This is a genomic window from Aestuariivirga sp. (assembly GCF_041738905.1).
Lineage (GTDB): Bacteria > Pseudomonadota > Alphaproteobacteria > Rhizobiales > Aestuariivirgaceae > Aestuariivirga.
The window spans coordinates 70068-87668 of sequence record NZ_JBGSOZ010000219.1 but is presented as its reverse complement, the minus strand read 5'-3'; the positions used below and the strand labels follow the sequence as shown (position 1 = coordinate 87668).

The window sequence follows — 17601 nt, the reverse complement described above, 5'->3', positions numbered from 1 at the left end:
GGCAAATCATTTTATCCCATGCACAGCGCGTGAAGACGCCAGGAGGACGGGCCGTGAACTTTGAAGTCATTGTGACCTGCGCCGTGACCGGTGCGGGAGATACTCTCGGAAGGCACCCCGGTGTTCCGGTAACGCCGGAGCAGATTGCCACCGCGGCGATCGACGCCGCCAAGGCCGGCGCCACGGCGGCGCACATCCATGTTCGGAATCCGGAAACCGGCAAAGGGTCGCGCGATCCCGAGCTGTTCAGGAGGACTGTCGACCTCGTGCGGTCGAGCGGCACCGACGTCGTCATAAACCTGACAGCCGGCATGGGCGGCGACTGGATGATCAGCGAAGACGACCCCACGCGGTTTGGTCCCGGCACCGACATGATCGGCCCTGACGAACGCCTGAAGCATGTTGAAATGATGCGCCCGGAAATCTGCAGCCTCGATTGCGGATCGATGAACTTCGGCGACGGAAACTATGTCTACATGTCCACTCCTCCCTATCTCCGGCGCATGGCGGCACTGGTGAAGGAGTGGGGCGTCAAGCCCGAACTCGAGGTTTTCGATCTGGGGCACATCCGGCTTGCGAAACAATTGATGAAGGAAGGTCTCATCAACGACCCGCCGATGTTCCAGATTTGCCTCGGCATACCCTGGGGTGCGGATCAGACGGTTGCGAACATGAAGGCAATGAAGGACGAGCTTCCACCCGATGCAAGCTGGGCCAGCTTCGGCATCTCGCGCATGCAGATGCCGATGGCCGCCGCGGCCGTTGCCATGGGCGGCAACGTCCGTGTGGGACTCGAGGATAATCTCTACCTTGATCGTGGCGTACTGGCGACCAATGCGCAGCTTGTCGAACGGGTTGTCGGCATCATCGAGCGGATGGGTGCGCGGGTGCTGACGCCGCAGGAAGCCCGCGACAAGCTGGGCCTCAAGAAGCAGGCCGGAGTGCTCTGATGGCGAAGATGCCGGCGGGCATCGGGCTGGATCTGGACCGCTTGAGCAAGCGCTACGGACCTGTGAAGGCCGTTGACGATGTAACGCTCAGTATCCAGCCCGGAGAGTTCCTGACGCTTCTCGGCCCTTCGGGATCGGGCAAGACGACTCTCCTCATGATGATCGCAGGCTTCCAGGACGTGAGCAGCGGCGATATCCGGATCGAAGGCAAGTCGATTGCCGCGATCCCGCCAGAGAAGCGCAATTTCGGAATGGTCTTCCAGGGCTATGCGCTGTTCCCGCACATGAGTGTCCGGAAGAACATTTCCTATCCTCTCGAGATCCGGAAGCGCGGCAAGGCGGAGATAACGGCACGCGTGGACGAGATGCTCGAACTCGTGCAGCTCACGGGTCTCGCGGACCGCATGCCGAAACAGCTCTCGGGCGGCCAGCAGCAGCGCGTGGCACTGGCGCGGGCCCTGTGTTTCTCACCGCAGGTTCTGCTGCTCGACGAGCCGCTGGGTGCGCTCGACCGCAAGCTCAGGGTCGATGTCCAGGAGCAGCTCAAGGCCATTCATCGGCGTGTGGGCACCACTTTCATCTACGTCACGCATGACCAGGAAGAAGCCCTGACCATGTCCGACCGCATCGTGATCATGAATCACGGCAAGGTCGTGCAGGTCGGCTCTCCAGTCGATCTGTACGAAAGGCCGCGCACGGCATTCGCGGCGAGTTTCCTGGGCAAGAGCAATTTCCTGCGGCACGGCGGCAAGACCTTTGCGGTGAGGCCGGAGAAGATCGACATTGCACCAGCAGCGATGCCGCAAGGCGCTGCCGCGCTGAAAGGCCGTGTGCGCAGCATCACCTACATGGGTTCGGCGCTGAAGATCGCGGTGGCGGTCGATGGCATGGACGACATCGAGGTTCACCTCGATGCCTGGCGCACGCAACATCGTTTCGAGGAAGGCCAGCCCGTCGGCCTGTCCTGGACCGAAGGTGCTGCCGTCGAGGTCGAAGACAGCGAAAATACGAAAGCGGACACCAGATCCGCTGCGACCAAGTCCGGACTGCAACCGGGATCATGAAACTGCGCAACACGCGCAACAACGAGGAAAAAACAGGCATGCAAGACAAGAATTTTATGCGTGACATGGCACGGCAGGGCGCCATCGCCTTCAAGAGCGGCAAGCTCGACCGCCGGAGCTTCCTGATGCTGTGCGTCATGGCGGGCGTTGCCACGCTGGCTGTATCAGCAGGCGATGCGGAAGCGGCCGCCAACGAGATCGTGATGTGGAACTGGGGCGGTGAATCGGAAAAATGCCACGGCGATGCCATCGGCAAACCCTTCGAGGCCGCCACCGGCATTCCGCTGAAGTTCGACACCTCGGGTCCTCTCCAGGGCAAGATCAAGGAGATGGTCGACTCCGGCAAGGTCACGGCCGACGTCTGCGACGCCGACGGGTTCGATGCGATTGCGCTCGGCAAGTCCGGGCATCTCGAAGCCATCGATTATGCGATTGTCGAGAAGAGCAAGGTGAAGGATGGCTTCGCGCTGGAATATGGCGTCTCGGTCATCTTCTACGGCTATGCCTTCATGTATGACACGCAGGCCTTTGGCGCCAATCCTCCGAACTCCTGGGCGGATTTCTTCGACACCGCGAAGTTCCCCGGCAAGCGCTCGCTCTACAAGTGGGCGAATGGCTCGATCGAAGGTGCACTGATGGCGGACGGCGTGCCGAAGGACAAGGTCTACCCCTGCGACATGCCGCGCGCGTTGGCGAAGATCAAGTCGATCAAGGCCGACAGCCTCTACTGGGGGTCCGGCTCGGAAGCCCATGACATGATCGTCAATGGCGAAGTGGCGCTCGGCATGGTCTGGCAGAACCGCGGCAAGGCCATCGAGGAGCGCACAAACGGACGCTACAAACTGGTGATGAACGAGGCGATCGCCATGCCCGGCGCCTATATCGTACCGCGTGGAAACCCTGCCGGGCGCGAGAACGTCATGAAGTTCATCAACCAGGCCCTGCAGGTCGACTCGCAGCTCACCATTCTCGACTGCCTCGGCATGACGCCCTCCAACCCCGAGGCCTTCGCCAGGATCCCCGAGGCGATGCAACCCTATGCAGTCAACTCGGCGCAGAACATCGACAGGGTTCTCTTCAATGATCCGGTCTGGTGGGCGGACATGGGCGGCGATGCCGTCAATGACTTCCTCGATGCCATTGGCTGACCTCTGAAACAATTCCGCGCGCCGGCGTGATGTCTGGCGCGCGGAATATCATGATTTACACCAGGAGCCGAGATGGCACGCCCCGCGCTGCTTCGAAATGCGAGCCCCTACTGGCTGCTTGTCGCGCCATTCCTGGTGGCGCTGACGCTGCTCTATGCCGCACCCATTCTGAACATCCTGTGGCTCAGCTTCACAGACCCGAAGCCCGGCCTCGGCAACTACCAGAGGATCATCGAGAGCGAGACGGTTGCCCGGCTGATCTGGACAACCATCCGCATCTGCCTCATCACCACGGTCTTCAGTGTCTTTCTTGGCTACATCGTCGCCTATGCGATGCTCCATGCGCTGGCCGGCGTGCGGCGCCGCATGATGTCGATCCTGCTTGTCTCGTTCTGGATTTCCGTGCTGGTGCGGTCTTTCGCCTGGCTCATGCTGCTCGGCCACAATGGCCTGGTGAACAACGCACTGCTGTCCACCGGCCTCATCTCCGAGCCCATCGCCTTCGTCCGCAATGAACTGGGCGTGCTGATCGGCATGACCGAATACATGATTCCCTATGCCATCCTGCCCCTTCTCGCCAACATGCAGGGCATCGATCCGCGTGTGATGAGCGCATCGCGCAGCCTGGGCGCCAGCAGCACGCAGACATTCTTCCGCGTGTTCCTTCCCCTCACCAAGCCCGGGCTGATCGCGGCATCGCTTCTCGTCTTCATCTCGAGCCTTGGCTTCTACGTGACACCCGCCATTCTTGGCGGCGGCAAGGTGCAGATGATCGCTGAGTACATTTCCGTACAGCTTCTTGTCACCGTGCGCTGGGGCACGGCGGCGATGCTGGCGACACTCATGCTCATCAGCGTTCTGGCGCTCATGTATGCCCTCAACAGGTCCATGAAGCTCGGCACAGTCTTCGGTGGAGCCGCCCGATGAAGCGCTCGCTTGGCGGCAGGCTCAATCAAGCTGCGGCATGGATCATCCTGCTTCTCCTGATCATTCCCTCGCTGGTGTCGTTTCCCGTCTCTGTCACGTCCAAGACCTACCTGTCCTTCCCGTGGGAGGGCGTCTCGTGGCAGCATTTCCGCAACCTGCTCACCAGCCCGGAATGGCTCAGCAGCTTTGGGCAGAGCGCCATCATCGCGGTGCTCTCCGCGCTCATCGCCACGGCGAGCGGCACATTGTGCGCCATCGGGCTCTGGCGGATTTCCAGCCGGTTTGGCGAAGCGGTCCGCGCCTTCCTGCTGTTGCCGCTCATGGTGCCGCCGATCATCTCCGCCATGGCCTTCTATCGCTGGTGGATCCCGCTCGGCTTGATCGACTCCTATCTCGGCATCATCATCGCGCATGCGATCCTGGCCCTACCCCTTGTGCTGATCACCGTTTCGGCTTCGCTCGCCAATTTCGACCCCCGGCTCGAACAGGCCTCGCGAAGCCTCGGTGCTTCCATGAGCACCACGGTATGGCGGGTGATCCTGCCGGTCATCAAGCCGGGCATTGCCGCGGGAGCGGTCTTCGCCTTCATTCTCTCATGGGACGAAATCGTGGTGACGCTCTTCATCTCGAAATTCGACGTCTTCACCCTGCCCCGCCGCTTGTGGAACGGCATGCGCGAAAACACCGATCCCACGGTCGCTGCCGCGGCGGTCGTGCTCATCCTCATCACGCTCGCGGCTCTCGTCATCTTCAATCTCACGTCGCGCCGCCGGGGCGACGACACCGCTTGAATTCTGGAGGTATTCGTGAACATGGACCACTCCCATGAGAACCGGCTGCTGCTCGAGACGGTGCAAGCCTTCATGAAGGCGGAACTCACGCCGCACGAGGCGGAGGTCGACAGACTGGGCGAAGTCCCCCTCGAACTTGGCCGGCAGATCGAGAGGCGCGCCATCGCGGCGGGCCTCTATGCGGCAAACATGCCCGAGAATGTCGGCGGCGGCGGCTTGAGCCTCGAAACCAAGGTGCTCATGGAGCGCGAGTACGGAAAGACCAGCCACGCGCTGCATTCGTGGATCGGGCGCCCGACCGAACTGCTGCTGGCCTGCGAGGGAGACCAGATCGAGCGTTACCTGTTGCCATGCGTGCGAGCGGAAAAGCGCGAACTCTTCGCGCTGACCGAGCCCGAGGCGGGATCGGATGTCATGGGGATGAAGTCGAACGCGCGGCGCGACGGCGCAGACTGGATTCTCAACGGCTCGAAGCATTTCATCTCGGGGCCCGTGATGCCCGACTTCGCCATCGTCTTCGCCGCCACCGGCATCGACGAAACAAAGCGCGGTCCTCGCAAGCGGGTCACCGCGTTCTTCGTCGATGTCGGCATGACGGGCTTCACCATCAGCGAAGGCACGCATTGCGTGAGCTATCGCGGCTACAAGACGTTCCAGCTTCACTTCGACAACGTGCGCCTCGGCCCCGGACAAGTCCTAGGCGAAGAAGGCTGTGGACTTGAGATGTCCGGAAAATGGCTCACCTATGGACGGATTTTCGTGGGCGCGTCATGCTGCGGCAAGGCCGAGCGGCTGCTGGGTCTCGCGGCCGAGTGGGCGGCAAGCCGCAAACAATTCGGCCAGGCCATCGGCAAGTTCCAGGGCACGGGCTTCAAGCTTGCCGACATGGCGACGGAACTTCGCGCGGCAGATCTTCTGGTCGAAGATGCCGTCCGCCGCGCCAATGCCGGCACGCTGACCGATGCCGACATCTCGATGGTGAAGCTCTACTGCTCCGAAATGGTGAACCGCGTTGCCGACAATACAGTGCAGATCTATGGCGGCATGGGACTGATGGAGGAACTTCCCGTTCAGCGGCTCTGGCGCGACTCCAGGCTGGAGCGCATCTGGGATGGAACCTCCGAGATCCAGCGCCATATCATTTCGCGCGCGATCCTGAGGCCGCTTGGGGCATGAACGAACGGCAGCGGAAGAATCTTCAGCGGCTGCTGAAGCCGCGCCATGTCGCGGTGATCGGCGGCCGCGATGCGGAGGTAGTCGCGACCGAGTGCGCCCGCATCGGCTTTCCGGGGCCGTTCTGGCCGGTCAATCCCAGGCGGCCCGAGATCAAGGGGCACAAGTGCTTTGCCACCGTGGACGACCTGCCGGACGCGCCCGATGCGGTCTACCTTGCCATTCCGCGCGAAGTTGCGATCGAGACACTGGCGAAGCTGCGCGACATGGGTGCAGGCGGCGTCGTCTGCTACACTGCGGGCTTCGGCGAGACCGGTGCCGAGGGCGCTGACGCAGAAGCCCGGCTGATCGCCGCCGCCGGAGACCTGGCGCTCGTCGGCCCCAATTGCTACGGCATCATCAACTACATCGACCGCGTGGCGCTCTGGCCCTTCGCGCATGGCGGCTCCTGCCCGGGATACGGCGCGGCGATCATCACACAAAGCGGAATGCTTTCTTCCGACTTCACCATGAGCCAGCGCGCGGTGCCGTTTGCCTATATGGTGTCGGCCGGAAACCAGACGCAGATCCATCTTGAGGACTTCATCGACGCGCTCTGCGACCACGACGAGGTCCGCGCCTTCGGGCTTCACATCGAAGGCCTGAAGGATGTGGGGCAGTTCGAACGCGCCGCTCTCAAGGCCTTGAAGATGGGCAAGCCCATCGTTGCGCTGAAGACCGGAACGTCGGCACTCGGTTCGAGACTTACTGTCAGTCACACGGGCTCCCTCTCAGGCACCGAGGAAATTTATGACGCCTTTTTCGAACGACTGGGCATCATCCGCGTCACCAGCCCGTCGCAACTGCTGGAGACGGTGAAGCTGCTCAGCGTCTCGGGTATTCCCAAGGGACGGCGTGTTGCCGGGCTGACCTGCTCCGGCGGCGGAGCGACCATGCTGGCAGATCATGCAGAGAGGGTCGGGCTCGCATTCCCCTTGCCCCCGGACGAGATCGCAACCAGGCTCAGGCAACTGCTCCCGCAGACAGCGACCGTATCGAACCCGCTCGACTACACGACACCGATCTGGGGCATGCCTGAGAAAACGGCTCCCGTGTTCCGCACCCTGTTCTCGGGCGAACATGACTGCGCCGTGATCGTGCAGGACTACCCAGCTTCGGGCCTCGACGAGAGCAAGCGCTATTATCGCAATGATACGGTCGCGTTTCTCGAAGCCGCAAGGGAGCGTGGCCTCGTCGCCGCTGTGTGCAGCACATTGCCGGAAAACCTCGATGCGGAGACCCGCGCGTTCCTCGTCGGCCAGTCTGTCGCGCCGATGCAGGGCATCGAGGAGTGCCTCAATGCGCTCGGCCATGGCGCCTGGTTCAATGAACGCCGCGAGGCGTTGCTGAAGGACTGGCCCAGCCCCCTGATGGCCGGCCATGGAGACCCCGTTGGCGCGGTGCTTCTCGACGAGGCGCAGGCAAAGGCAAAGCTCTCGGCCGCCGGCATCAGCGTGCCCAGCAGCATGACCGCATCGGGAAGCGATGCGCCGGACGCCGCATCGAAGATCGGATTTCCCGTGGCGCTGAAAATGGTGAGCGCGCGCCTGCCGCACAAGACGGAAGCCGGCGCCGTGAAACTCGGCCTCGGAAACACCGGGGCCGTCGCTCAGGCCATCAGCCGCATGACAAGGGACGTGTCGGCGCATGATCCGGCGGCGGTGACCGACCTGTTCCTGCTGGAGCGGATGGCGGGCCCGGCCATCGTGGAACTCATGGTCGGCATCCGCCGCGATCCGCAATTTGGGCTTGCGATGACCCTCGCAAGCGGAGGCATACTGGTTGAGCTCCTGGCCGATGCCGTGACCTTGCTCCTGCCTACCTCGCGCGGCGCGATGAATGCCGCGCTCTCACGCCTCCGCATGGCGCCTCTGCTCGATGGCTATCGCGGGAAGCCCGCCGCCGACCGCCATGCCTTGCTCGATGCGCTCGAACGCCTTGCGACCTTCGCGATGTCGCCGCGCGGCCAAGTGGTGGAGCTTGAGATCAACCCGCTCTTCGTGATGGCGGACGGCGTTTGCGCTGTCGATGTCCTGATGCAGGTCGAGGCGGCCGCCGTCACCGCATGACGAAGGGATTGGCCATGGGCTTGTCCGACGTGTTGAGCCAAAGCGTCTTGGTGCGCGTGTAGTCGTAGACGGCCTCCATGCCCGCCTCGCGTCCGTGACCGCTGTTCTTGAAGCCGCCGAACTCGGCCATGGGCGAGACCATGCGGTAGGTGTTCATCCACACGATGCCGGAATGAACGGCCTTTGCCATCCGCATGGCGCGGGCGGAGTCGCGCGTGAAAATACCAGCCGCGAGGCCATATTCCGAGTCGTTGGCATAGGAGAGAACTTCCTCTTCGGACCTGAAGCGCAGCACGCTCAGCACCGGGCCGAAGAGCTCGGTGCCGACGATCTGCAGGTCCTGGCGCGGGCAATCGACGATGGTGGGCTCGTAGAACCAGCCGCTGTTGTGCTCGCGCGGCTGACGGCCCCCTGTCAAAACCGTCCCGCCCTGCTGCTGGGCCATGGCGACGTTCGCTTCGATATGCGCGATCTGCCCCAGGGTGGCGAGCGGGCCCATCTCTGTCTCCTCGAGCATCGGATCGCCGATGCGGATCGCCTTGGCCCTCCGCACCAGCCCGTCGAGGAACTGCTCGGCGATCGAGTCCTGGAGATAGAGCCGCGAACCGGCAACACAGCTCTGGCCGCTGGCACCGAATATGCCCGCCATCACGCCATTGGTGGCGCTTTCGAGATCGGCATCGGCGAAGACCATCACCGGGCTCTTGCCGCCGAGTTCGAGCGACACCTCTGCCAGATTGTTGGCGGAGTTGCGGACGATGCTGCGCGCGGCCGGAACACCGCCGGTGAAGCTGATGCGCGCCACGAGGGGATGGCTGGTCAGCACGCGTCCGCAAGGGTCGGCCGTGCCCGTCACGATGTTGACGACGCCCTTCGGAAAGCCTGCCCTCTCGAAAAGCTTGCCGAATTCCAGCATCGGGGCGGAGGCGTGTTCCGATGCCTTCAGCACCACGGTGTTCCCCGCAGCGAGCGCCGGCGCGATCTTCACCGCCACCAGGAAGATCTGCGAGTTCCACGGCACGATGGCCGCCACGACACCGAGCGGCTCGCGGATGGTGCAGGCGAACATGTCGGGCTTGTCGATGGGCAGCGTGTCGCCCTGGATCTTGTCGGCAAGCCCCGCATAGTAATGGAAGTAGTCGGCGATGTAGCGCGCCTGCCAGCGCGTTTCCTTGAACATCTTTCCGGTATCGATGGTTTCGATCCGGCCCAGCGCCTCTGACTGCTCGGCTAGGAGGTCCGCCAGCTTCCGCAGCAGCCGCCCGCGCTCGGTGCCGTTGAGCTTGCCCCAGGGGCCTTTGAGCGCCGCATGGGCGGCTTCCACGGCCCGGTTGACGTCGCCTTCCGTAGCACTGGGGATCATGGCCCACACCTGCCCGGTCGCCGGATTATGGCTCTCGAAGCTGCCGCCATCCGAGGCCTCAACCCAATCACCATCGATGAACATCCGGTAGCTCTGTACGTCGGCCATGGGCACGTCTCCTCTGGTGGTTGGGCGCAAGGTCGGGCAATCGCGCTCGTTTGACAATTATGCTATGCCATCATACGGTATGTAAAGAGACAGGCATGGGCGGCGATCCGCCGCGTGTTCGCAACTTTGAGGTCTTCAATCCGCGCCATGCCCGTCACGCCAGCCGGAACCTTCCATGCGACAACGGGACAAGGGTTCCCGCTGGTTCTGATGCATGGCGTCGGCATGACTCACGAGATGTGGAACCGGCAGGCTGGAGACCTCGCCAGCCACTTTCGCGTGGTGACATATGATCTTCTCGGCCACGGCCGGAGCCCGAAGCCTCCCGGTCCTTATGCCTTCTCTGATTTCGTGAATCAGCTTCGGGAACTTGCCGATCATCTCGAACTGGACCTGTTCGGCCTTGCCGGGTTTTCCTTTGGCGGAATGGTTGCCCGCGCCGCGGCGCTCGCCATGCCCGAGCGTATCGCGGCACTGGCCGTGCTGAACAGCCCGCATGGCCGGACCGATGCCGAGCGCGCCGACATCCGCAAGCGGCTGGAACAGGTGAGAGCGGGTGGCCCTGCGGCCACCGTAGACGTGGCCCTCCAGCGCTGGTTCACCACGGAACATGCGGAAAGTCACCCGGAAGACCTGGCACTGGTGCGCCAGTGGGTGATGGCCAATGACAGGCAAGGCTACGCCGCCGCCTATGAGCGGCTGGTCGAGGGCGATGCCGAACTGGCGGACCCGATCAGGAACATCGCCTGCCCATCGCTGTTCATGAGTTGCGAGCATGACTACGGGAACTCGCCGGCAATGGCCGAAAGAATGGCGGGCCTGGTCCGGAACGCCCGAGCCGTGATTGTCCCCGGGCTCAGGCACATGGGCCTGTTCGAGGACCCGGCCCCGTTCAATGCGGCGCTGATCGACTTCTTTGGCGCAACACTCACTCATTCGTCTGGAGATGGGCAGGCCGCGAGTCATCACGGCTGAGGCGGGCAATCGATCGGTGACGACAATGCCCGTCTTGCACATGCCATCAGTGCATGGTTCTTACAGCCGTGCCGGATTGTTCACGTCGGCCCCGATTTCCGCAAGGTCCTGATAGCGATCGCCGATGCGGTGATGGGGCCTGCCGCCCGTTGCGCCACCGAAGGCGACGACGAGTTCGTCATCGGCTGGCGCATCGTAGATCGAGAACTGAACCGTGAGGTAATGGGAACGCCGGCCCGTGTCATGCTTGTCCATCAGCGGAATGTTGATCTGCGTGTTCGCAGGCCCACGGGTGTTGGTGAAGCCGAGATAGCTCTTGGCATCTACCGCCTGCCGGAAGAAATTCCCGTAGTGCAGCGTGTGTATGAGGGCCGACGCATGTTCCTGTTCGCAATCCAGCCCCGCCATCGCAGCCTTGCCATAGGCTTCGATCTTGTCGCCGCCACCCGCCAGCGCAAGGATGCGCTCGGTGAGCAGCTTTCCGAGAACCGGAGCGAAGGCCCTTATCTCGGGCTTGAGGTCTTCGACATATCCCCTGCCCGCCCAGGGATTCCTGACGACAGCCGCAACACCGAAGACGCGGAGCACGGGGTCTGCCACGCGCTCGCCCTCGATCCTGATCTCTTCTTCGAAGTTCACGAGCTTTCTGATCTTGAGTTCCATGTCTGGTTCCTTCCTGTTGTCAGGCTGCCGGAGATTTGACGGCGGCGAGGATGCGGGTGTTGTCCTCGCCAAGTTTCGGCGGCGTGGTGGGTGTGATGGCGGGTGTCCGGTTGAAATGGACGGGATTGCCTGCGACTCGCCACGGCGCATGCCCCGCAACCGGATGAGGAATGCTGGCAATCAGGCCGCGCGCGGCGACATGCGGATCGGCGAACACATCCCTGGCGTCATTCACCGGCCCGAAGGGCAGCTTGCCGCCGAGCATCTCCGCCAGTTCCACCTTGCTGAACCTTCTCGTCCAGCCCGCGACAGCGTCGTTGACCTCGGCAGAATGGCGCCGCCGCCCGGCCTTGCTGGCCAGGCGCTGGTCCGTTGCCAGATCCGGACGCTCCATGATGCGGGCGAGTTCGCGCCAGAAGGCATCGTCGACGACACCGATGGAGATCCAGCCATCCGACGCCGGAAACAGGCCGAAGGGTGCCAGCAGCGGATGACCATTGCCCGAAGCCTCGGCGACAGTTCCTTCCATGTCGTATTGATAGACCATGCGCTCGCACAGGCTCAGCATCGCGTCATACATGCCGATATCGACAAACTGGCCCAGGCCCGTCTTCTCCGCGTGGCGGACGGCGGCGACGATGGCAAAAGACATCATCAGGCCGGTGAAGACATCGCCGATGCCTGGGCCGGTCTTCATCGGATGATCGCGGTCCTGTCCGGTCATGCTGATGAGGCCGCCCATGGCCTGGGCGACGACATCGTAGGACGGCCAGTCTGCATAGGGACTGCTGCCGCTGCGTGGATCGCCGAAGCCCCGGATCGCGGCATAGACGAGGGCGGGGTTGGACTCGGCAAGTGATTCATAGCCAAGGCCAAGACGCTCCATGACGCCTGGCCGGTAGTTCTCCACAATCACATGAGACGTCTTCGCAAGGTCACGCACGGCGGCCTTGCCCTCATCGCTCTTGAGATCGAGGACGACACTTTTCTTGCTGCGGTTGAGACTGACGAAATACCCCGCCCAAAGCCTTTCCGGATCGTCGCTGCGATAGGGACCGTTGGTGCGGCTGGTGTCGCCTTCCGGGCTCTCGATCTTGATGACCTCGGCTCCGTGATCTGCCAGCATCATCGTGCAATAGGGTCCCGACAGCATGCGGCTGAAATCGAGCACGCGAATGCCGGCAAGGATGCCCGCACCGGGACTGCTCATGTCATGCATCTGCCGGCTTGCAGGCAACGACTTCGATCTCGACCCGCACATCAACCAGAAGGTCACTCAGGACTGCGGAGCGGGCGGGCGGATCCACTGGAAAATACTCGCCATAGACAGCATTGAAGCCGGGAAAATCTGCACGGTCCCGCAGCCAGACCATCGCCTTGACGACATCCGGCAATTTGCAGCCTGCCTCAGCCAGCGTCGCCTTGATCGCGCCGAGCACGGCGTGCGTCTGCTCCTCGATCGTGCCATCCGTCATCACCATGCCATCCTTGAAGGGCACCTGACCTGTCAGGAAGACAAACCCATTGGCTTCGACGGCGCGGGACAGCGATAGCTTTCTGCCACCAATGACGAGCGGGCCGCCGATGATCTTCCTGGAGGACATGCTGACGCCTTCCCTTGCCTATGCGAACGCGGGGATAACTTCGTTGCAGAAGAGTTCGAGGGATCGCTTCTGTTCCTTGAAGCCGAGGCCGAGGCTGGCGTAGTAGGTGAACTCGTCCACGCCCAGCGCGGCATAGGGCTTCAGCTTGGCAATCACCTCGTCGGGCGTGCCGAACATCAGGTTGGTGGACAGCATCTGCGGATCGTACTCGGCCCGGTTCGAGATTTCGCCGAGGTCGAGCTCCTTCGGGAAGCCGTTCTTGACGTCGCCGAGGTTCTTGAACAGGTTCTCGAACTGCCCGAGCTGGCGCTGCGCCGCCTTCACCGGCACCATCCACTCGTCTTTCCGGTCATAGACCGCCGTGTGCCGCATCATCGCGAAGACCGGGCGCGCCTTGCCGGGATTGGCGGCCATCGCTTCATCCAGGCGTGACGAGTAGAGTTCGGCCTCCGACATCGGCCGCGTCAGCGGCCACGACATGATGTTGAGCCCGTGCTTCACCGCAAAGTCATAGGTGATGGGCGCGCGCGCCGCGACCCAGACCGGCGGATGCGGCTGCTGCAGGGGCTTGGGCACCGAGGTCGACGTGGGGAACTGCCAGAACTCGCCCGCGTGTGCATAGTCACCCTTCCAAAGGGCCAGCACGGCGGGCAGCATCTCCTGCATGTATTTCCACCCGTCGGTCTGCTTGAGGCCCGCGTGCATGCGATCGAACTCGCGCTGGTAGGCACCGGACCCGATGCCGAATTCGAGCCGTCCGCCGGTGATCAGGTCGGTGAAGGCGGCCTCGCCCGCGAGCTTGATCGGATGCCAGTAGGGCGCCACGGCAACGGCCGTGCCGAGCCTGATCGTCGAGGTATGCGCCCCCCACCAGGTGAGGATCTGGAAAGGGTCGGGCGCGATCGTCATTTCCAGCGCGTGGTGCTCCGCGGCCCAAGCGATGTTGAAACCGCCCCGCTCCGCCATCTGCACCATCTCCAGCGTGTGGCGGGCCACCTCGCGCATGTCGAGGCTCTCGTCCATCCGCTCAAGATTGATCGCGAGTTGGAATTTCATCGTCTCACTCCCTCAGAATACCGGCATGGATCATCACAAGACTTCTTCAATGGCCTTCGCCGGCAGATGTCAGCATGGCCATGGCCGCATCACGGGCACATCTCACATGGTTCATGCAGGCTTCAGCGGCTGCATCCGGATTGCGCCCTGCCAATGCCGCCACGATCTCCTGCATTTCCCGAAGGCTCTTCGGTGCGCGCCCCGGCTGCGACATGGACGAGGCCCTCAGCAGCACCATGCGCGCCTGAAGCGAACGGATCGTGCTGGCAATGAGCGAGTTGCCGCAACCTTCGAGGAACACATCGTAAAACCGCATGGTCTGGCGGATGATGCTTCTCACGTCACCGGAGGCAAAAGCCTGTGCGAGCGAGTCGAGTTCGCCCTTCAGGGCCAGCATTTGGGCTTCGGAAGCACGCTCGGCGAAAAGCCGCCCGGCAAGGCCCTCGAGCGCCTCGCGCAACTCGTAGATCTCCCTCGCCTCCTTCGTATCGACGATGGCAACGATCGGGCCCTGATTGGGAAGATTGCGGACCAGTCCCTCCGACTCGAGATGCCGCAGCGCCTCGCGCACACTGGTGCGGCTCACGCCAGTCAACTCGCAGAGCTCTCGCTCGATCAGCCTGTCACCGGGCCTGAACCGCAGATCGAGAATGGCCTTGCGGATCACCTCAAGCACCTGGTCCCGCAGGGTTGGCCGCACACGCTCGATCCGGAGCGATCCGCCGTCGTCTTCAAAGGCCGCTGACGTGGCTGTTTTCATTGTCCATCCCATCAGATTGTCTTTGCCCTTCGCGACCGCGTCAGGGACGATTCACAAAATGACATGATCCTTCATTCGGTTGGAAGACAATATCGGGGAGCATCTTGTATGTCAAATTATTGTATACATTGCTCGCGAAACCAATACCCCGATTCGATCCAACTGGCGCGATCTGTCCGCGACCACGCAGGATATCCCTGATTGACCAGATGAAGGTTGACGGCGATTGCTCACACAAGCCCGCAGGAGTTGCAGCCCGTCAAGGCGATGCCGGGCACGAGAGGGCTGTGAAAGAATGGCACCCTCCCCGCTTCGCCCCAAGTGATATCGATGATGCAGGAAAAGCTGGCTCTCACCGGTTGCCTGTCCCGCTAGACCGTGCATCAGGCTCTGAACCCATTCGTGCAATTTGGGCACCTACGCCCTTCACCATCGCGAAATCGAAGTCTTGAGCGCTCAGGCCCTGGATGGAATCGTGATGTCCGGCGAAAAGAAGGGTGCGTGAGACAGGACGCGTAGACAGGCGGTTCCTTGGGTTCGCGGTCCACGAGCGCCCGGACAAGGTGGCCATCCGCAATACCATTGGCAACCATGATATCCGTCAGGACAGAGAGGCCACAGCCCGTGAGGCATGGGTCTTTCTAACGTCTGATCAGTCGGGCCATTCTGCTGCCTGTCTGAACCGAGGCTCCCGGCATTCAGTGAGTTTCTTGTTGAAGAGACAAAAGCCACATCGAACAATGCATGCACATCTATATCAGCTCAGACTTGAATGTGGCCGGCATCGGCCTGATTCACGTATTGCGCCACATTCGATCTATCGAGACTTTGCCCGGTCCAATGGCGATGATGCCAAGTGCCATGGCGGCCCACGTGAGATGGATTGGCCAGCCTGATGGCACGGTGATCTGAATGATGGCGGTCATTGCCAGCAGGGCAAGAGCGGCAAAGCGCGTAAAGAGGCCCAGCACAAGAGATATCGGCAACACAACCTCGCCGACACCCGCAGCAAAGGCAGAGGCATAGGGAAAGGGATAGTCAATCAAGCTGCCGAACACATGCAGTTTGAATTCTTCCGTGAACAGGAAAACGGCCGATTCAGACAGCTTCCCAAAACCATCCCACTTTGTGAGACCCGACAAGAAAAACGGCACGCCCAGCGCCACCCGCAATGCGGCACTTGTGAGCCAGTCCGGTGCCAGACGCTTCGACAGCATTTCAGCTTTGTTCAACAGGGCGATCATGATGGTTCTTTCTTGGAATGGATGGATTGAAATGCACCTGAGACCAGAAGCAGCCCAAGTGAATGAGTGAGGTCGAAGTCAGCTTGAACTTCTGCAGCACTGTCGGCAGCTTCGCCCAATGACTCCCCTGCAGTAAGTTGCCGGAAAAAACAAAGCTGCGCGGCGTCAAGCAGGCGCAGTTCCACATCAAACGACGGCCTCGTCACCAGAACCGACTGTGCCTGCAGTTGACCATTGACCCGCCCTGCCTCACCGCTTTGGTTTGCCATATAGATGGCATGAATACCGAATCTGGAGGCAAGAATGGCCGTGGCCGGATGTGGGGTCAAAACAGCATCGAACAATTCTTCCTCAGCCATGGCTGCAAGACATTGTGCTGCCAGAGGTGTCACATCGGCCTCATGATAGGAAAGTCGCACCTGCTGCTCGAGCCGTGCCACGTCGCCGAGATAGGCGAAGCCGCGCAGATCCTCCTCGGCCTCCAGATAGGCGGGAAAGCGATCGCCATAGTGGAACATCAAGGGTGAAGCGGGAGGATGCTGTTGAACGAATTCACGGGCCAGTCCGGAAAAGTACTGTTCTCCAAGCAGCCGCCGCACCACCGGAAAATTGGCCTCCATGGCACGCATGAGGCCAACGGTGACATTGTTCCTGTAAACTGAGTAGCGTCTGGGTGACCGGCCCTTGATGTCATCCGGCACGGGCGCGGAAGGGTTCAGCAGACCTGCGGCAAAACCAGTCATGGATCGCGGAAAATCAGCTTGCACGTCGCAGAAGCTCCGGGTGGGCGGGGGAGGCAAAGCGCGAAAGAATCATATTGGCCTTCTCTGCCTCCGACTTCAAAACGGACCACGCTGGCAAGTCATTGTCCCACTCAATAAGCGTAGGCAACAGACCGCGGGACGCGATCGCCTTCTCAAAGAGAGCCCAAACCTGGGACGCAACTGGCCGGTCATGGGCGTCGATCAGAAGGGGGCAACCCTCATCATCTTCTTCTGTGGCATGGCCGGCCAGGTGAATTTCACCCACCTTGTCCAGGGGAAACTCGGCAAGATAGGTCTCAGGCGCATATCGGTGGTTTGTCGCAGAGATGAAGACATTGTTGATGTCGAGAAGCAGGCCACACCCCGTGCGCCTCACAATCTCCCCGATGAAGTCGGTCTCACGCATCGTCGAGGATTCAAGCATCACATAGGTCGAGGGATTTTCAAGCAGGATGGAACGGCCAAGTGCATCCTGCACTTCATCGATATGCGAAGCCACACGTACCAGCGTGTCGGTGTTGTATGGCACGGGCAGGAGATCGTTGTAATAGCTGTTGTCGTGGGTGGACCAGGCCAGATGCTCCGAAACAAATTGTGGCTCGTAGCGCGCAACCATGGACTTCAACCTGGCAAGGTGGTCCTTGTCGAGTGGTCCCACACTGCCGATGGATAGGCCAACACCATGAACGAAGACAGGGTAATCTTGGCGAATCCGTTCCAGCGTGGCATGGGGCGCCCCGCCCCTGCCCATATAGTTCTCGGCGTGGACCTCAAAAAAGCCAACCGCATTCGGATCGCGCACGATTGCGTCGAAATGTTCAGGCTTGAAGCCCACGCCCGCAATTCGCGGTGTGGAAAAAATTGGCAGACGCATGGGCATCACTCCCCAATTGCGAGTTTGAG

17 protein-coding genes are annotated in these 17601 nt (G+C 61.8%); 8 read left to right on the top strand and 9 right to left on the bottom strand.

Going from position 1 to position 17601, the window contains the following annotated elements:
- Positions 1-53 precede the first annotated feature (53 nt).
- From ACEW8Q_RS22245 to ACEW8Q_RS22215, 7 genes are all read left to right on the top strand, one after another.
- Entirely contained in the window at positions 54-950 is an 897-nt protein-coding gene (locus ACEW8Q_RS22245; protein WP_373506263.1) for a 3-keto-5-aminohexanoate cleavage protein, read from the top strand.
- Positions 950-2014, top strand: a complete 1065-nt coding sequence (locus ACEW8Q_RS22240; RefSeq protein ID WP_373506262.1) for an ABC transporter ATP-binding protein — start codon at positions 950-952, stop codon at positions 2012-2014. The genes ACEW8Q_RS22245 and ACEW8Q_RS22240 overlap by 1 nt, the downstream gene beginning before the upstream one ends.
- A gap of 38 nt (positions 2015-2052) precedes the next feature.
- Entirely contained in the window at positions 2053-3162 is a 1110-nt protein-coding gene (locus ACEW8Q_RS22235) for an extracellular solute-binding protein (protein ID WP_373506261.1), read from the top strand.
- 72 nt (positions 3163-3234) lie between these two features.
- Positions 3235-4089: an ABC transporter permease gene (locus tag ACEW8Q_RS22230; RefSeq protein WP_373506260.1), complete on the top strand. Its 855-nt coding sequence runs from the start codon at positions 3235-3237 to the stop codon at positions 4087-4089.
- Positions 4086-4880: an ABC transporter permease gene (locus ACEW8Q_RS22225; protein WP_373506259.1), complete on the top strand. Its 795-nt coding sequence runs from the start codon at positions 4086-4088 to the stop codon at positions 4878-4880. Before ACEW8Q_RS22230 ends, ACEW8Q_RS22225 begins: the two co-directional genes overlap by 4 nt.
- Before the next feature lie 15 nt (positions 4881-4895).
- Positions 4896-6056 carry an acyl-CoA dehydrogenase family protein gene (locus ACEW8Q_RS22220; protein ID WP_373506258.1) on the top strand — a complete coding sequence of 387 codons (1161 nt, stop codon included), beginning with the start codon at positions 4896-4898 and terminating at the stop codon, positions 6054-6056.
- Positions 6053-8161 carry an acetate--CoA ligase family protein gene (locus ACEW8Q_RS22215; RefSeq protein WP_373506257.1) on the top strand — a complete coding sequence of 703 codons (2109 nt, stop codon included), beginning with the start codon at positions 6053-6055 and terminating at the stop codon, positions 8159-8161. The genes ACEW8Q_RS22220 and ACEW8Q_RS22215 overlap by 4 nt, the downstream gene beginning before the upstream one ends.
- Here ACEW8Q_RS22215 and ACEW8Q_RS22210 read toward each other — a convergent pair.
- On the bottom strand, positions 8151-9632 hold the full coding sequence (locus ACEW8Q_RS22210) for an aldehyde dehydrogenase (protein ID WP_373506256.1): 1482 nt from the start codon (positions 9630-9632) through the stop codon (positions 8151-8153). The genes ACEW8Q_RS22215 and ACEW8Q_RS22210 overlap by 11 nt on opposite strands.
- A 147-nt stretch (positions 9633-9779) precedes the next feature.
- Here ACEW8Q_RS22210 and ACEW8Q_RS22205 point away from each other — a divergent pair, with 147 nt between their 5' ends.
- Positions 9780-10607, top strand: a complete 828-nt coding sequence (locus ACEW8Q_RS22205; RefSeq protein ID WP_373506255.1) for an alpha/beta fold hydrolase — start codon at positions 9780-9782, stop codon at positions 10605-10607.
- Positions 10608-10667: 60 nt separating this feature from the next.
- Here ACEW8Q_RS22205 and ACEW8Q_RS22200 read toward each other — a convergent pair whose 3' ends face one another.
- From ACEW8Q_RS22200 to ACEW8Q_RS22165, 8 genes are all read right to left on the bottom strand, one after another.
- A complete protein-coding gene (locus tag ACEW8Q_RS22200) occupies positions 10668-11270 on the bottom strand; it encodes an amino acid synthesis family protein (protein ID WP_373506254.1) in 603 nt (200 codons plus the stop codon).
- Between the two features lie 19 nt (positions 11271-11289).
- Complete coding sequence (locus tag ACEW8Q_RS22195) at positions 11290-12480, bottom strand: CaiB/BaiF CoA transferase family protein (RefSeq protein ID WP_373506253.1); 1191 nt, start codon at positions 12478-12480, stop codon at positions 11290-11292.
- 1 nt (position 12481) lies between these two features.
- A complete protein-coding gene (locus ACEW8Q_RS22190; RefSeq protein WP_373506252.1) occupies positions 12482-12874 on the bottom strand; it encodes a RidA family protein in 393 nt (130 codons plus the stop codon).
- Positions 12875-12892: 18 nt separating this feature from the next.
- The gene (locus ACEW8Q_RS22185) at positions 12893-13930 is read right to left on the bottom strand and encodes an LLM class flavin-dependent oxidoreductase (RefSeq protein WP_373506251.1); all 1038 of its coding nucleotides are present in this window, start codon (positions 13928-13930) and stop codon (positions 12893-12895) included.
- A 46-nt stretch (positions 13931-13976) separates the two neighbouring features.
- Positions 13977-14690: a GntR family transcriptional regulator gene (locus tag ACEW8Q_RS22180; RefSeq protein WP_373506250.1), complete on the bottom strand. Its 714-nt coding sequence runs from the start codon at positions 14688-14690 to the stop codon at positions 13977-13979.
- A 794-nt stretch (positions 14691-15484) separates the two neighbouring features.
- Complete coding sequence (locus ACEW8Q_RS22175; protein WP_373506249.1) at positions 15485-15934, bottom strand: DoxX family protein; 450 nt, start codon at positions 15932-15934, stop codon at positions 15485-15487.
- Positions 15931-16701 (bottom strand): putative DNA-binding domain-containing protein, encoded by a 771-nt coding sequence (locus ACEW8Q_RS22170; RefSeq protein WP_373506248.1) that lies wholly within the window; start codon positions 16699-16701, stop codon positions 15931-15933. Before ACEW8Q_RS22170 ends, ACEW8Q_RS22175 begins: the two co-directional genes overlap by 4 nt.
- Positions 16691-17572, bottom strand: coding sequence for a DUF692 domain-containing protein (locus ACEW8Q_RS22165; protein WP_373506247.1), 882 nt, complete (start codon positions 17570-17572; stop codon positions 16691-16693). The genes ACEW8Q_RS22170 and ACEW8Q_RS22165 overlap by 11 nt, the downstream gene beginning before the upstream one ends.
- Positions 17573-17601 lie beyond the last annotated feature (29 nt).

Coding starts and splice junctions, on each gene's coding strand:
- ACEW8Q_RS22190 (WP_373506252.1), bottom strand. CDS start 12,874: ATGTCCTCCAGGAAGATCATCGGCGGCCCGCTCGTCATTGGTGGCAGA.
- ACEW8Q_RS22215 (WP_373506257.1), top strand. CDS start 6,053: ATGAACGAACGGCAGCGGAAGAATCTTCAGCGGCTGCTGAAGCCGCGC.
- ACEW8Q_RS22175 (WP_373506249.1), bottom strand. CDS start 15,934: ATGATCGCCCTGTTGAACAAAGCTGAAATGCTGTCGAAGCGTCTGGCA.
- ACEW8Q_RS22180 (WP_373506250.1), bottom strand. CDS start 14,690: ATGAAAACAGCCACGTCAGCGGCCTTTGAAGACGACGGCGGATCGCTC.
- ACEW8Q_RS22195 (WP_373506253.1), bottom strand. CDS start 12,480: ATGAGCAGTCCCGGTGCGGGCATCCTTGCCGGCATTCGCGTGCTCGAT.
- ACEW8Q_RS22205 (WP_373506255.1), top strand. CDS start 9,780: ATGCCCGTCACGCCAGCCGGAACCTTCCATGCGACAACGGGACAAGGG.
- ACEW8Q_RS22225 (WP_373506259.1), top strand. CDS start 4,086: ATGAAGCGCTCGCTTGGCGGCAGGCTCAATCAAGCTGCGGCATGGATC.
- ACEW8Q_RS22165 (WP_373506247.1), bottom strand. CDS start 17,572: ATGCGTCTGCCAATTTTTTCCACACCGCGAATTGCGGGCGTGGGCTTC.
- ACEW8Q_RS22200 (WP_373506254.1), bottom strand. CDS start 11,270: ATGGAACTCAAGATCAGAAAGCTCGTGAACTTCGAAGAAGAGATCAGG.
- ACEW8Q_RS22185 (WP_373506251.1), bottom strand. CDS start 13,930: ATGAAATTCCAACTCGCGATCAATCTTGAGCGGATGGACGAGAGCCTC.
- ACEW8Q_RS22210 (WP_373506256.1), bottom strand. CDS start 9,632: ATGGCCGACGTACAGAGCTACCGGATGTTCATCGATGGTGATTGGGTT.
- ACEW8Q_RS22240 (WP_373506262.1), top strand. CDS start 950: ATGGCGAAGATGCCGGCGGGCATCGGGCTGGATCTGGACCGCTTGAGC.
- ACEW8Q_RS22230 (WP_373506260.1), top strand. CDS start 3,235: ATGGCACGCCCCGCGCTGCTTCGAAATGCGAGCCCCTACTGGCTGCTT.
- ACEW8Q_RS22235 (WP_373506261.1), top strand. CDS start 2,053: ATGCAAGACAAGAATTTTATGCGTGACATGGCACGGCAGGGCGCCATC.